This is a genomic window from Paenibacillus sp. FSL W7-1088 (assembly GCF_037969855.1).
Taxonomy (GTDB): Bacteria; Bacillota; Bacilli; order Paenibacillales; family Paenibacillaceae; genus Paenibacillus.
This window is the reverse complement of record NZ_CP150216.1, coordinates 499,151-512,602: the sequence shown is the minus strand read 5'-3', so window position 1 is coordinate 512,602 and position 13,452 is coordinate 499,151. Positions and strand designations below refer to the sequence as shown.

The 13,452-nt window shown below is 47.4% G+C and carries 16 protein-coding genes; all 16 read right to left on the bottom strand.

All coding sequences use genetic code 11. The features are described from left to right. Positions 1-30: 30 nt before the first annotated feature. On the bottom strand, positions 31-447 hold the full coding sequence (locus tag MKY42_RS02475; RefSeq protein ID WP_024632241.1) for a pyridoxamine 5'-phosphate oxidase family protein: 417 nt from the start codon (positions 445-447) through the stop codon (positions 31-33). 423 nt (positions 448-870) lie between these two features. Then, complete coding sequence (locus MKY42_RS02470; RefSeq protein WP_339848324.1) at positions 871-1,329, bottom strand: NUDIX domain-containing protein; 459 nt, start codon at positions 1,327-1,329, stop codon at positions 871-873. Between the two features lie 63 nt (positions 1,330-1,392). Then, positions 1,393-2,160, bottom strand: coding sequence for a 5-oxoprolinase subunit PxpA (locus MKY42_RS02465; RefSeq protein ID WP_339848322.1), 768 nt, complete (start codon positions 2,158-2,160; stop codon positions 1,393-1,395). Further along, the gene (locus tag MKY42_RS02460; RefSeq protein ID WP_339848320.1) at positions 2,160-3,185 is read right to left on the bottom strand and encodes a biotin-dependent carboxyltransferase family protein; all 1,026 of its coding nucleotides are present in this window, start codon (positions 3,183-3,185) and stop codon (positions 2,160-2,162) included. The genes MKY42_RS02465 and MKY42_RS02460 overlap by 1 nt, the downstream gene beginning before the upstream one ends. Continuing rightward, positions 3,182-3,892: a 5-oxoprolinase subunit PxpB gene (pxpB, locus tag MKY42_RS02455; protein WP_339848318.1), complete on the bottom strand. Its 711-nt coding sequence runs from the start codon at positions 3,890-3,892 to the stop codon at positions 3,182-3,184. The genes MKY42_RS02460 and pxpB overlap by 4 nt, the downstream gene beginning before the upstream one ends. Positions 3,893-4,001: 109 nt before the next feature. After that, on the bottom strand, positions 4,002-4,592 hold the full coding sequence (locus MKY42_RS02450) for a histidine phosphatase family protein (RefSeq protein WP_090904133.1): 591 nt from the start codon (positions 4,590-4,592) through the stop codon (positions 4,002-4,004). Beyond that, positions 4,589-5,179 carry a DUF1572 family protein gene (locus MKY42_RS02445; RefSeq protein WP_306459226.1) on the bottom strand — a complete coding sequence of 197 codons (591 nt, stop codon included), beginning with the start codon at positions 5,177-5,179 and terminating at the stop codon, positions 4,589-4,591. Before MKY42_RS02445 ends, MKY42_RS02450 begins: the two co-directional genes overlap by 4 nt. Positions 5,180-5,212: 33 nt before the next feature. After that, positions 5,213-5,542, bottom strand: coding sequence for a DUF952 domain-containing protein (locus MKY42_RS02440; protein WP_090904131.1), 330 nt, complete (start codon positions 5,540-5,542; stop codon positions 5,213-5,215). A gap of 51 nt (positions 5,543-5,593) precedes the next feature. Then, complete coding sequence (locus tag MKY42_RS02435; RefSeq protein ID WP_090904130.1) at positions 5,594-6,151, bottom strand: GNAT family N-acetyltransferase; 558 nt, start codon at positions 6,149-6,151, stop codon at positions 5,594-5,596. A 15-nt stretch (positions 6,152-6,166) separates the two neighbouring features. Then, the gene (locus MKY42_RS02430; protein WP_090904129.1) at positions 6,167-6,571 is read right to left on the bottom strand and encodes a DUF2809 domain-containing protein; all 405 of its coding nucleotides are present in this window, start codon (positions 6,569-6,571) and stop codon (positions 6,167-6,169) included. A 3-nt stretch (positions 6,572-6,574) separates the two neighbouring features. Continuing rightward, positions 6,575-7,126, bottom strand: a complete 552-nt coding sequence (locus MKY42_RS02425) for a GrpB family protein (protein ID WP_179261978.1) — start codon at positions 7,124-7,126, stop codon at positions 6,575-6,577. A 307-nt stretch (positions 7,127-7,433) separates the two neighbouring features. Then, complete coding sequence (locus tag MKY42_RS02420) at positions 7,434-8,531, bottom strand: Ig-like domain-containing protein (protein WP_339848313.1); 1,098 nt, start codon at positions 8,529-8,531, stop codon at positions 7,434-7,436. A 459-nt stretch (positions 8,532-8,990) separates the two neighbouring features. Continuing rightward, positions 8,991-10,097, bottom strand: a complete 1,107-nt coding sequence (locus tag MKY42_RS02415) for an undecaprenyldiphospho-muramoylpentapeptide beta-N-acetylglucosaminyltransferase (RefSeq protein WP_339848311.1) — start codon at positions 10,095-10,097, stop codon at positions 8,991-8,993. Continuing rightward, complete coding sequence (locus tag MKY42_RS02410) at positions 10,046-11,071, bottom strand: polysaccharide biosynthesis protein (RefSeq protein ID WP_179261982.1); 1,026 nt, start codon at positions 11,069-11,071, stop codon at positions 10,046-10,048. Before MKY42_RS02410 ends, MKY42_RS02415 begins: the two co-directional genes overlap by 52 nt. 171 nt (positions 11,072-11,242) lie before the next feature. After that, positions 11,243-12,628 carry a HAMP domain-containing sensor histidine kinase gene (locus MKY42_RS02405; RefSeq protein WP_339848308.1) on the bottom strand — a complete coding sequence of 462 codons (1,386 nt, stop codon included), beginning with the start codon at positions 12,626-12,628 and terminating at the stop codon, positions 11,243-11,245. After that, positions 12,621-13,268, bottom strand: coding sequence for a response regulator transcription factor (locus tag MKY42_RS02400; protein ID WP_339848306.1), 648 nt, complete (start codon positions 13,266-13,268; stop codon positions 12,621-12,623). Before MKY42_RS02400 ends, MKY42_RS02405 begins: the two co-directional genes overlap by 8 nt. Positions 13,269-13,452 lie beyond the last annotated feature (184 nt).

Sequence of the window (13,452 nt, the reverse complement as noted above, 5' to 3'; positions counted from 1 at the left end):
CTCAGAAAAGGTGATTTTCAATATGCGAAATTACTTCTCCCACACCTGATGCTCATGATCTTTGCCGGTGTATTCAATCCGATTTGGGGTGATGTCCAGAATGACATAATTGGGATCGTTCGGGCCGTCAAACCAAGCTTTTAGTTCATCATTCCATACCTGTTCGCGCAAACCTTCATTTTTCGTCACTTCGCACGTTCCTTCAATCTCGACCACTTCCTTGGAGCCGCCCGCTTCATAACCTAACAAAAGGCTGACGTTCGGATTATTCTCCAGCTCCTCTACCTTGTGTGTACGGCGGTTTGTCGCCAGATGAATGTTCATTCCATCGTTGAAAAGCGCCATATAGCGGGATTTCGGTTTACCGTTCTCCACCGTGGAGAAACTGCAAAAAGGGTTGTTTTCCAATGCTTTTACAATGTTTTGTTCCAGTTCAGTCTGGTTCATGGGAAATGCTCCTTTCGATTTGGGGGTATATAAGCTGAACTAACTATCATTACACTGAAGCACTCCACTGACAGACGACCTGCGTGGGTAGCCGTTACGGGTACGGATCGTTCTTTCGATCGCTGTTATCCCCAGATTTTTTTTGAAATCCTATTTCATAGGATAAAATCTCGGGGATAAAGGCGAACGCTACCGCTTCTCCAGAATCGATTCCGTCCCCTCCACTACTTCTACAGTTCTTCCAATTAAGATGCTAAGCCAAAGTTTAGATAGAAATGCTTCGCTTAATTAGACTTCTGTCCACTTCGTTGCCGTGTAACTCTTGGTTCCGCTTATATTAAGATTTTATATATAAGCCTGTACTTATAGTGTACCCACCTCATCTATGGTGAATCCATGAACCTGTTCGTAAACGTGACCGTTTTAATTCAAATCTCCAAGATAAATGCGAAATGAATTCTTATTCTGCAGCAACTCACCAATGGTTTTCGGATATAAGCGAACCTTGGACAGCTCTTCGATAGGAATCCATTCTACAGCGACCTGATGGTCGTCTGGACTGGAGCCTTCAAAGATCGTAGCTTTTGGGTCAACTAACTTGCATTCAAAATAGAATTCAACCTGGTGGACATCAGCATCCCACTCTGCAAATTCATGGTTTTTTCCGATATACTCCCGGATATGCAGCAGTTCTCCCACCGTCACCGCCTGTCCAATCTCCTCCAGACATTCACGCGCAACGGCATCCTTGAGTTCTTCGCCTTTCTCCTGTCCTCCGCCGGGGAAAACATAAGCGTCCCCATATTGATCCTCCAACCGGATCACCAGCAAACGTCCATCCTGTACAATAACAGCCTTCGCCGAATTACGTATCGGTTTCATGCTCTACTTTCACTCCTTACAAACTCGTATATTTCAACCTCTGGCCCTCGGATACTATAGCAATCATCCAGCATCTCCAGGTGCAGACAGCCTAACTCCCTCAGATTCAAGCAACGTACGTATCTCTTGAGCAAATGCAAGGGCATGCGCTCCGTCACCGTGGATGCAAATGGTTTCTGCCTTTATGGATACAGGTGTACCTCCCGTCGACACAACAATGCCCTCTTTCACCATACGCAGCACTTGAGCAAGAGCTTGTTCCGTCTGCTGAATGACAGCCCCCGGATGACTGCGTGGGGTCAATCCCCCATTCGGTCCGTAGGTTCGATCTGCAAAAACTTCACTGACACTGCGCAGTCCAATGCGATCTGCTGCCTGTATCATTGCACTGCCGGCCAGGCCATAGAGATACAGTTCCGGTTGTACTTTATAGATCGCCTCGGCGATTCCCTCAGCGAGACGATCATCTTCAGCAGCCATGTTATACAAGGCTCCATGAGGTTTCACATGATGCATGCGCCCTCCGTATGAACGGACAAAAGCATTCAGCGCACCCATTTGATACACTACCATGTCATAGGCTTCCCGGGGTGTAATGTCCATACGTCTTCTGCCAAAACCCTGTAAATCCGGCAGACCGGGATGGGCGCCTATAGCGACCTGATGCTCCAATGCTTGCTGCACCGTTTGTCGCATCGTTGCCGGATCACCCGCATGAAACCCACAAGCGATGTTGGCTGAAGTGATTAGCGGCAGAATCGACTCCTCCGACTCCATCCGGTACACCCCGTAACTTTCACCAAGGTCACAGTTGATATCCACCGTGTTCATTAATGGTCCCCCATTTCTGCCAATCTCCTGCGAATCAGCTGATCGGTTAGCCGCCACTCCAACTCCTGCTCCAGGAATAGCTGCTGTGCTTCTTCATATGTAATCCGTTCAAAAGCAACCCGTGCACCCGGCCTAGCCTGTGCAAGTATCGGCAAATCTACCCGGGCCACCTGTGCAATCACTGGATAACCCCCAATGGTCTGATGATCCGCCATCAATATGATGGGCTGACCGTCTGCTGGCACCTGAACTGTGCCATAGGTGACGGCTTCAGACAGCCGATCCATTGATTGACCGAGTTCCAGCTTCGCACCTTCCAAGCGATACCCCATTCGATCCGATTGGGGAGAGATCACATATCGTTCTTTATGGAATCGTTCCAGGCTATCTTCATCAAACGCTGCAATATCTTTGCCCGGCATGACACGAATAACAGGTTCAGCATGGTAGGCGGGCCATTCCCTGCTGGACAAATACCAGGCAGGTGCATGCATCCGTCGGCTGTTCTTTTCGGCTTCTACACTCAATCGATGCAACGCCGCTTGCGCTTCCCGAGAAGCTTCTCCCGCAGACAACCTGTCTCCCACCTTTAAGGCACGTCCTTCAAACCCACCAAAACCTGTCTTAAGATCTGTGCTTCGACTGCCCATGATCTCAGGTGCTGCGATTCCACCAGCAATCGCCATATAAGTCCGCAAACCGGAACGGCATCGCCCAAATCTCAGCACACTTCCAGCAAGCAGCACGACCGGACGCCATAGCGGAACAGGCAGGCCATCCACAGTTGCCGTCAGATCCGCCCCACATAGAGAGATCAGTCGATTGTCATGAAAACGAAGCTCCGGTCCCGTCATCGTCATCTCCAGCACAGCTGCATTACGGGAATTCCCAACCAGTGCATTGGCTGCTCTGGCCGCAAAGGTATCCATAACCCCGCCCGGATGAATTCCATACCGGCGAAATCCAGTTCTTCCTTCGTCCTGAACGGTGGATAACAATCCTGGACGAATGAATTCAATACTCATCGTTCGCCCTCCTTTTGTTCTAGATACTCCTGATGAGATATCGATGCAAAACGAACCCGATCACCAGCTGCCAGCAGACTTGGCGGATTTTCCATCGGACGAAACAACGCTAGTGGCGTACGCCCGATGCACTGCCATCCCCCTGGGGTCGTTACCGGGTAAACTCCCGTTTGTTTTCCACCAATGCCTACCGTTCCCGCTTCAACCCGAAGCCGAGGTGTAGAGCGTCTGGGCGTAGCGATCTTCTCCGCTAATCCGCCCAGATACGGAAAACCCGGCGCAAATCCGATCATGTGAACCAGGTAATCTCCGGATGTGTGAATAGCTATGACCTCATCTGGCGTAAGCCCATGTTCAGTAGCGACGTATTCCAGGTCAGGACCCAATTCACCACCATAACATACAGGAATAATGATCGTTCTGGGTTGAATTAGCGTCACCTCTTGCATCTTATTCAACTCATGAAGCAGCATCCCGCATACCTCGTGGTATGGGGAGAGCAATGGATCATAGAACAGTGTGACCGATGCAAATGAAGGTAGCCACTCCAAGATGCCCGGCAGCCGGCTCTTTTCCAGCAAAGCACATACCGACATCACCCTCTGGTGCACCGCTTCAGATATGGTGTCCCCACAACGGATCATAACCCCTGTTTCGCCCAGAGGAGACAGCGCATCCTCAGTCCATGAATATGGCAGTTTAGTCATGCTATCACCCTCCTTGTCCACAAGTTTATAATCCCTTGATCATTTTTTTCTCCAAAGCCTGCAAAATAAGTGAATGAACAGCGGGAAAGGGCTCTGCGTCTTCTATCTATCACAACTCCTTGTAGGAATCAAGATGTGCGCTGCAATTGTATAGCTCGCATTGCCAGGACTCCGCTTCCCAAGAAATCCGGGTGATCGACGTGTTGGACAGCTTTGCGCTCACATCAATTTCAGGCACCAGACCTCGCAATGTATTCCGGAGAATAGCGCCATGGCTGACAACAATCACTTTTCCATTGGGATGCTGCCGTACAATATCTTCTAACGCGGCAATGCCTCGAATTGTACCTGCATCCGCAAGCTCTCGGCCTAAATCCAGAGTGTTCCAATCTGCTCCCCATTTGGCTACACGTTCAGCCTCGGTCGTACCTTCCACCTGCCCACCGCCCATTTCACGCAACCTCGGGTCCAAATGAATCTCCTGTATTCCCAAACGATCTCCAATGATGCGAGCCGTCTCACTTGCACGCTCCAGGTCGCTTGCATAGATGGCATCCCACGTTTCCTCACTCAGTCTTGCAGCAAGCAATAGTGCCTGTTCTCTTCCTTCCTGATCCAGCGGATTATCCGTTTGTCCCTGTGAACGTTTTTCCTTATTCCACGCCGTGCTTCCATGGCGAATCAATGCGATCTGTGTCATTGCTGTTCCTCACCTTTACCTTTTTCTATGTGTAATTCATCATCTGTAAAATGTTTTCGTGCCTTCGGCTTGGCAAATTTGCCACCATTATATTGATCCGAACCATTTCTCGGAATGGAAAGACTGTTCCATGAGGTTTCTTTGAGCATTTTGGCCGCATAGATAATCTGCCCCACATGATAGGGGTAATGCGCCAATTGCCGGATAATTGCTTCCATGACGGTATGTCCTTCATTGCGAATATATATAATATGAGACAGTTGCTCCGGTGTAAAAGAACGAATGGCTCCAAGCAGACAGTTCCAGCCTTCCTCCCATTTGGCGAGCAGCTCTTCCCGGGTAGAAATATCATTCACAAATTCCGCATCACGTTCACGCCATGGCTTTTCTCCATCGGTCGTCAGCACATCCGTCCAACGGGACAGCATATTGCCCCATAGATGCTTCACAATAACCGCAATGCTGTTGGCATCTTCATTCCAGGATTGAAACAGCTGCTCGGATTCCAGTTGCTCCATGGCCTTTTCCCCAAGCTGCTTGTAATACAAAAATTGCTTCTCGGCTGTATCCAGAAATACCTGATTCATATCCACACGTCCACAACCCTTCACAAAATGTATTTATTCAGGAAAAGAAAACGTCCCGTCCTCATTCGGTTCAAAGGAAATGACTTTCCGTACAGCATCCAAATTAAGTTCACCATAGATATGCGGAAATAGTTCATTCAACTCATACAGGTCCTCATACACCAGTTCCGGTTTCAAGGCCCTCTCATCAATGCCAAGCAATAACAAATCCGTACGCCCTTGATAATATTGAGCCGCTACCCATGGAATCTGTTCTTTAGTGGAACAATGAATGAAACCGTCCGTCTCCAGGCTATCCGGTGCATACACGCTCTGTTTGGACACCTGCTCCCATACCGCTTGGGAAATAATACTGTAGATCATTGTTCCGCCTCCTTCAATTTCTTCTATGTATCCTGCATGTCATTGGAAGTATTATAGATCATCCCGGATACGGGAGTACAATTTTTGATCTGTAAACACACCTTTAATCTTCAATTGTTTACGCAGCAAACCTTCATATGACATGCCCAGCTTCTCCATCACTCGTGCAGAGCCGATGTTGCCTGCATTGCATTTCCCCTCCAGCCGATTGCAGTCCAATTCCTGAAAACAGTACGCAACAATCGGCTGCATCGCTTCTGCCGCAAGGCCTTTGCCCCAGCAACTGCTGGCAATCGCGTACCCCAGTTCAGCACTTTGCATGGATTCATTGAGATGAAAAATGCCACCTCGCCCGATCAGCCTCCCCGTTTCCTTCAGAATAAAGGCCCATATATAGACCGTCTTTTTCTCATAATTGTCCAACACCCTTTGAATATATTGAACGGAGTCGTCCAACGTTTCATGACAGTTCCACAGACTTTGCTGACTCACGTTGGGATCGGAGGCAAACATAAAATAATCATCGAGGTCGTTAAGCGTAAGACGTCTCAGTACCAAGCGATCTGTCTCAAACTCAGGTGATTCCGTAAAAAGCTTCTCTACCTTCACTTAAGTCCCTCCCCATCATCTAGCCTTCTTATTTCTTAGGAAATAACGATCAATCCCATACACACACAGAATGCCGACACCATACCTCAACAGATCCATTACCAGAAATCCACGTCCCAAAATAAGCGCACCCAGCACCGTTGAACGCACTTCGTTCAGCCAAGAAGTCTGAATCATTTGCGAACATTCGACGGCCCAGCTAAAAAGCAGGCTCACCATCAGCGCCAACTCTTTGCTGCGATTAATCCAAACCATCCGTACCCCAAAATAAATCATCGCTGCCCACAAGGCATCACCAAAATGCTCACGTACAAAATCCGGTAAAAGTTCACCAAAGTGTCTGGACGCCAGTCCTGCCGCCATGGTTATGATCACTGCGAAGAAATAAATCAGCCTCTCTTTGAAAAACGCCTTCATCATGGATCAAATGCCTTCATCAAGCACTTGTAAAATAAAATCCGTTTTGGCAGCGGTATATGCTTCTCTGTCATCCTTATTCTTATTAGCAAGTTTAGCTTTCAAAGCCGCATAAACCTCTACCAGATCCGGCCGCTGTCTTAGCACATCCCGAAACTGGATTTGGCGATCCCAACGTTCTTCGCCTGGGCGCATCAGATGAAGATGTACAGCCCTCTTGCCATCTTTCACTCTGACCCAGAAACGTCTATATTCCCGACCATCCAGTTCAGGTGGAACGTAGTTCCAGTCGACCGGATTCAGCTGATCGGCAATCAAGTCCATGTCCTCCCATGACTGCACCTCTCCCATCAAATCAATAATGGGCTTTGCGGGCAATCCCGGAATGGACGTGCTTCCGATATGTTCAAACTTATGAATATTGAGCTGCTTTAATAATTCTCTGAGCTGGCGAATCTCTTCCTGAGCCTGTAGGTTCCACATGGGGTTAGCCTCAACAATCTCTACCGATTCTGTCGCCCACGCAGGCCAATTTTCCGGTTGCAGATGATCTGTCATTCGGATGCATCCTCCTTTGCAGGATTGAATTTCAATCGGTATTGTTCCAGGTACTTCAGATGGGCTCGTTTCTTCGTGTCCTCCACTGTGGTAATCATCCCGAGTGTCAGTATCGAAAGTAGGATGAGAAGAAGATACTTTATGTAAGTCAAACCATAGAAATTGTTATCTGAGCTTATAATTGAAGAATTCAGTTTCATCACATCCAATTTTTTTATACTTAAAAGGGGCGTATGTCTACGCCCCATCTGTTTCTGTTCACGATGATGAAATGACCTTAATGGATATACTTCATTCGTTGAAAATTTTATTTTACCGTTACCGGTATAGTAACTTTTTTATTGCCCCACTTGGCAGTGATGGATGTTTTGCCTTTACCCACGGCCACAATCTTGCCGCCCGTTACTGTGGCTACACTTGGTTTGGTGCTGCTCCATACCGCACTGCTCGTTACAACCGTGGTTTTGCCTGTATCATACTGCGCCATCACACTCAGTGTTGTACTTGCCTGTGGCGATAAGACGAGTGTTTTCTGGCCTGTGATCAGCTTCTTGAGCAAAGGAACAACGGTAACCTCTGCCTTTATTGTCTGATTTTGATAAGTTCCTGTCAAGGTGGCTTGTCCTTCCGTCAGTGTTTTGACTGTACCATTCTTGACGATGGCTACATTATTGTTGGAAGAGGTCCACGTTACCTGTTTCGAAAGATTAATCGTTTTCCCATTGGCATATGTACCGATGACCTTCAACGCTTTCGATTTCTTAATATTCAGCTGCATGACAGCAGGAGTCACTTCGACTTTGGTAATCTGGTCCGTAATCGCTACGGGAACTTTAACCGTCTCTGAGCCATATTTGCCTTGTAACATCACTCTGCCAGGCGTAATTCCTTTGATTTTGCCACTCTCCAGCACCGCGGAAGCACTCGATACCGTCCATACAATCTCGGATGTCACGTCTTCTTCCTTGCCGTTTGCACGCACAATGCTTACTTTGGGCAGCGTACTTTCACTACCTTTGACAAAATTATAGGAACTTGGCGAAGCTTTGATGCTTTTAATTTTATCCTGAACCTTAACCACCAATTGCGCTTTGGCTCCATCTACCTGTGCATATATCGTTGCTTCTCCCGCTGCAACAGCCTTCACTTTGCCTTTAATAATGGTAGCAACAGCTTCGTTACTCGTGGACCATGTGACGCCTCCCGTAACATCCTGCTTGTTATCAAATCCTTCAATAACCGCCATCACCTGAAGCGTAGTTGTCTGGGATACACTCATCTGTTGCGGACTACTGTTGGTAATCTCGATAGATGTCACGTCACCCGTGGCTGCTAGGGCAAGCGAAGGAGCCAATGCTGCCAATACTAAAATAAAGGCCAAGGTGCCTCGTATTGCTAATTTCATTCCATTCATTGCAATCTTCATCTCCTGTAATCCAATATTTTACTTCTATTATATTATATCGGAAACTCATTACATAAAAGTGAATATCCCAAATAAGTAGAGGCATTCTTCAAGTCACTAGGAAGTGACTGAAAAATGCCTCCTTATTTAAAAGAAGAACGGGATTGTAACAGGTTGCAATCCTATATAAATTAAACTATTCATTTACACAGAAACGGAGAGGACAGAAAAAACCTGGAAAAGCGAAGCGTTCGCCTTTATCACCGGATTTTCCCCTTGAGAAAAGGAAATTTTAAAAATCTGGGGATAACAGCGATTGGAAGGTTATTCTGTCATCGGAGTGTTCAGTGTAAAATCTTTAGTTCTGCTTATATAGTTTAATACAATAAACGTTTTGAGATAATCAGGATAGATACGATGAGCAAAAAGAACATGACCAGCAGCAGTTCGGGAAATCTTTTACTCATGTTCAGCTCTTTCTACCGAAGAAACCGTTGTACGAATAAGCTGCAGAACCTTGTCAACGGCGTTGTCCGTTCCACTCGCCTTCATATGGCCTGCCATATGATCCCTCTCCATATATACAAGGTTAATATCTCGCAGGAATGTCTGAGCAGTCAACTCCTCTTCCTGGAGGACCCTTGCATAACCTCGCTCCTGAAAATACTTCGCGTTCAGCGTCTGTCCAACACGTGACCCGCCGTTGGCATGGGGAATCAGGAGCATCGGCTTCCGCAGCAACAACCACTCATGGATCGCATTGGAGCCAGCACGTGACACGACCATATCCGCCATAACCATTAAATCCGCAAGTTCTTCATGCACATATTCAAATGCCTTGTAGCCTGCAAAACTTGGGAAGGATGAGTTCAATTTACCTGTACCACATATATGAATGATTTGATAACGCTTGAGCAGTTCCGGCAGTGTTTCAAGTACCATACGATTAAGCTTTTCCGAGCCCTGACTGCCACCCATAATCAACAGAATAGGTCTGTCGGAGACAAATCGGCAAAAATGAATCCCCCGTGCTCGGCTGCCAAGCTTCAACTCCTCCCTGATTACAGGTCCCACGTACATCGTCTTTCCTGAACCTTTCGTGGAGGCGAACGTCGCGGTATCCATAAACGTAGTACACATCATTTGGGCGTATCGCCGTGACAGCCTGTTGGCCAGACCCGGATGTAGATCCGGCTCCAGAATCAGCACCGGAACCCGGTTCCACCTGGCACCCACTACAGCAGGAACAGCTACGAATCCCCCTAACGAAAAGCAAACATGAGGTTTAATTCGTAAAATGAGCAGATAAGCTTGCAGCACTCCAAGTATAATTTTGAATACATCGGAAACGTTCGCCCATGCCCAATACCTTCTCAACTTGCCTGTTGCAACCGCATGATAGTGAACAGCCGGGATTTTGCCGATTAATTGACGCTCGATGCCATGCTTGGAACCGATATAATGGATTTCCCATTGCTCCTGAAGCAATCTGGAGATCAGAATGAGATTGGCTGTCACATGACCGGCGGAGCCGCCTCCTGTAAATATGATCCTCCGTTTGAACACAGAAATCCCCCTCTCCACAGCATATCGCGTACTTCCGCCTTGGTCATGATGACATCCTCCGAATGATATCCTCTGCCAGGAAGAACATATGTCCCACAACCCTCTTTATCCGCTAATTTGGCTGAAGGGGAGGTCGTAACAACAAAGTAGGACTTCTCCTCCTCCGCTTCCTTAACGTTTTCCCAATCTGAAATCAGCGTTTCATAAAGCCGTTCACCCGGACGGGCACCGATGAACTGTATCGGAACATCCTTTTGCCCAGCATCCTCTGCCAAAACCTGTGCGATATCCGTTATTTTGCAGGATGGCATTCGGGGTACAATAATCTCGCCGCCCTTGCATTGCTCCATGGCCGACAGGATAATTTCCACGGCGTCTCCAAGGGGAAGAAAAAAACGTGTCATTCTGGAATCGGTAACGCTAAGTGGCTGCTTCAACTCAAGCTGGCGTTTGAATAACGGTACTACGCTGCCCGTGGAACCAAGAACATTCCCGCTTCGTACACAAACAAAGCTTGTAGCGGAACGGGTGTCAGCTAATAAAATCAATTTTTCCCCGATGGCTTTGGTCATCCCGTACATGCTGGAAGGATTCGCTGCCTTGTCCGTAGAGACATATACCACCTTCCGCACGCCATTCTCGATTGCAGCATCAATGACGTTCTGCGTTCCGATAATATTGGTCTTGACTGCACAATCCGGTTGGTCCTCGCAGACCGGAACATGTTTAAGCGCCGCAAGATGAAAGACATCATCTACATCCTTGCAGGCACCTGCCAGCTCCCAGCGGTCTCTGATATCCCCCAGTACAAACTTCACTCTCGGGTCAGGGATGGCTTGTCTCATTTGAGCCTGAAGCGATTCATTTCGTGAGAAAATACGTATCTCTTTTGGCTCCTGAACGAGCAATTGTTTGACCAACTCTTCTCCCCATGAGCCAGTGCCTCCCGTTATTAAAAAGGTTTTATTGAACATCGGATATCCCTCCATGAATTAAGTTCTGATTTGGTGATAGGCCTATCCTAAGGCAATTGTGTTACATCAGTATGACAGGGGAAACAATCGGCTTTTCCCAACGTGAACATACATTAATTCAGGTTGCTTCTCACACACAAAAAAACCACCATTTGCATGGCGGCTCCTTCATTAACGTTGTATTAAAGGTAAAGAAAAATAAAACATAACTTTTCCATCGGCTACGCTAAGGCCATAGTCGGCATGGTGATTCTCCAGAATCGTCTGGGCAATAGACAAGCCCAGTCCCGTCCCGCTAAACTTTTTGCTGCGCGAACTATCCATTACATAGAAGGGCTCCCAAACCTGATCCCACTGTTCATGCTCTTCCTTATCCGTTTCATTGGCGATACCGAAATATGCCGCTTCCTCTTTCAGTTCAAGTGTAATGGTTATTCGGTCACCGCTTGTATATTTCACCGCGTTGGTCATCCAATTGTGCAGAACAGACTCCAGCTTTCGTCGATCAGCCAGCACCCAGGTCTCGGCAGTCCATCCATCCTCCACTTCCACATGCAAGCCATGCTGCTGAAATACGGTTTCATAGGTATGAAGTGTCTCCATGAGCAGTTGGCGAAGATCAACAGGTTCAAAATCATATACTTCGGCCTGCAGACGGGATAGCTCCAAAAGACGGTCAATTAAACCAGCCAGCTCTTCGCTCTGTTGCTGGATAACTCCAGCATAGGTTCCGTCATCCAGGCCATCCTGAATGCCAGAGGCATAAACTCGAATCAGAGAGAGCGGTGTTTTCAATTCATGCGAGATATCCGAGATGAACGTTCGCAGATTGGCGTTTTTTATTTCTAAAGAATGTTGCGCCTGCTGCAATTTGTCGCTCATCACATTGATGCTGCGTCCTAAAGTCTCAATCTCATCACCTGTCTTTATATCCACCTTCGCAAACGATAAATTGGAAATGGCTTCAGCCGTTTCGCTTAGTTTTGCGAGCGGTTTAACGATTCTGGCGGTATACAGCACGGAAAGCAGGATAAGCAACAGCAGCATGCCGAGCCATATGTACGCATTGAACTGATTAATAATTCGAATCGTCTCCGCTGAATGGGAGATGGATTCGCCAACAGCAAATACGGAACCCCCCACCTTCACAAAGTTCACCAGAAAGCTTGATTTCAACTTGGTCTGATCATAGAATTTATTAACCCGGGCACCCTCACGCAGCGCAGAGATACTCTCCTCTGTCAGCCAAAATTTACTGAGGGCAATCCCCTTGCGGTTATATTGCAATAACAATTGATCGTTAATATCATTCACGCTATCCTTCAACGAAGCATAAGCGATAGCGACCTCGTATTGCCTTTCAAGGCCCTCAATCCGTGGCAGCTGAACGCCATGTTCTGAAGCAGAGATTTCAGTCGTTAACTCGGCCAATTTCTGCTTTTTTTGATACAAAAAATAGCTAGGCAGGAAAAACGTATTGACGATAAAGGATAGGAAAAAGACAACACACAATGCACCGATAATGCGCACGAGCAGTTTTCGGGTCAGTTTACTCATTTTGATCCTCTAGGCAGTAGCCCATTCCCCGGTACGTTTTGATCGAATCTTCTCCAATTTTCTCACGCAGTCTGCGGATATGAGTGTCTACGGTGCGTTCCTCACCGAAATAATCGAAACCCCACACCTGATCCAGCAAAATTTTACGGGTTACGATCTGCCCCTTGTTCATTCCCAGAACCCTCATTAATTCAAATTCCTTATGGGTAGCCCCTACATCCACTCCACCACGGTAGATCTTCTGGCCTTCCAGATCGACGGTCAGTTCTCCCACCATGATCTTGGAGGATAGTTGCAGCAGCTTCTTTACACGCAACAGCAGGATACGCGAATCAAACGGCTTGCGTAGATAATCATCCGCCCCAGCCTTCAAGGCAACAAACTCATCATCCGATTCGCCTTTGGCTGTCAGCAGCAGTACCTTCGCCCGACTCGTACGCTTGATTTCCCGGCACACCTCGACACCGCTGTGTCCTGGCATCATCCAATCCAAAACCGCCAAATCGATTTGATTATTATAAAAGAGATTCAGGGCTGCTTCCCCATCCTCGGCTAAAAACACCTGAAAGCCCTCTTTAACAAAATAGGCCTTCAATATTTGCAGCATCAGCGGTTCATCATCCGCCAGCAGCAGGTTCATATCTGCACCTCCTTTCCAAACTGGATTCTACTATACAATCTGTACGTTACAGCTGTGTGACATACCCGTCTGGTTTGGCCATTTCCCACATCTCTATACTGTGGCCTTCGTAACACAAAAGCGCTGAACACTCTTCACTGGTCCCAACATCACAGGCAAAACAAAAAGGAACCCCCACAAGGGT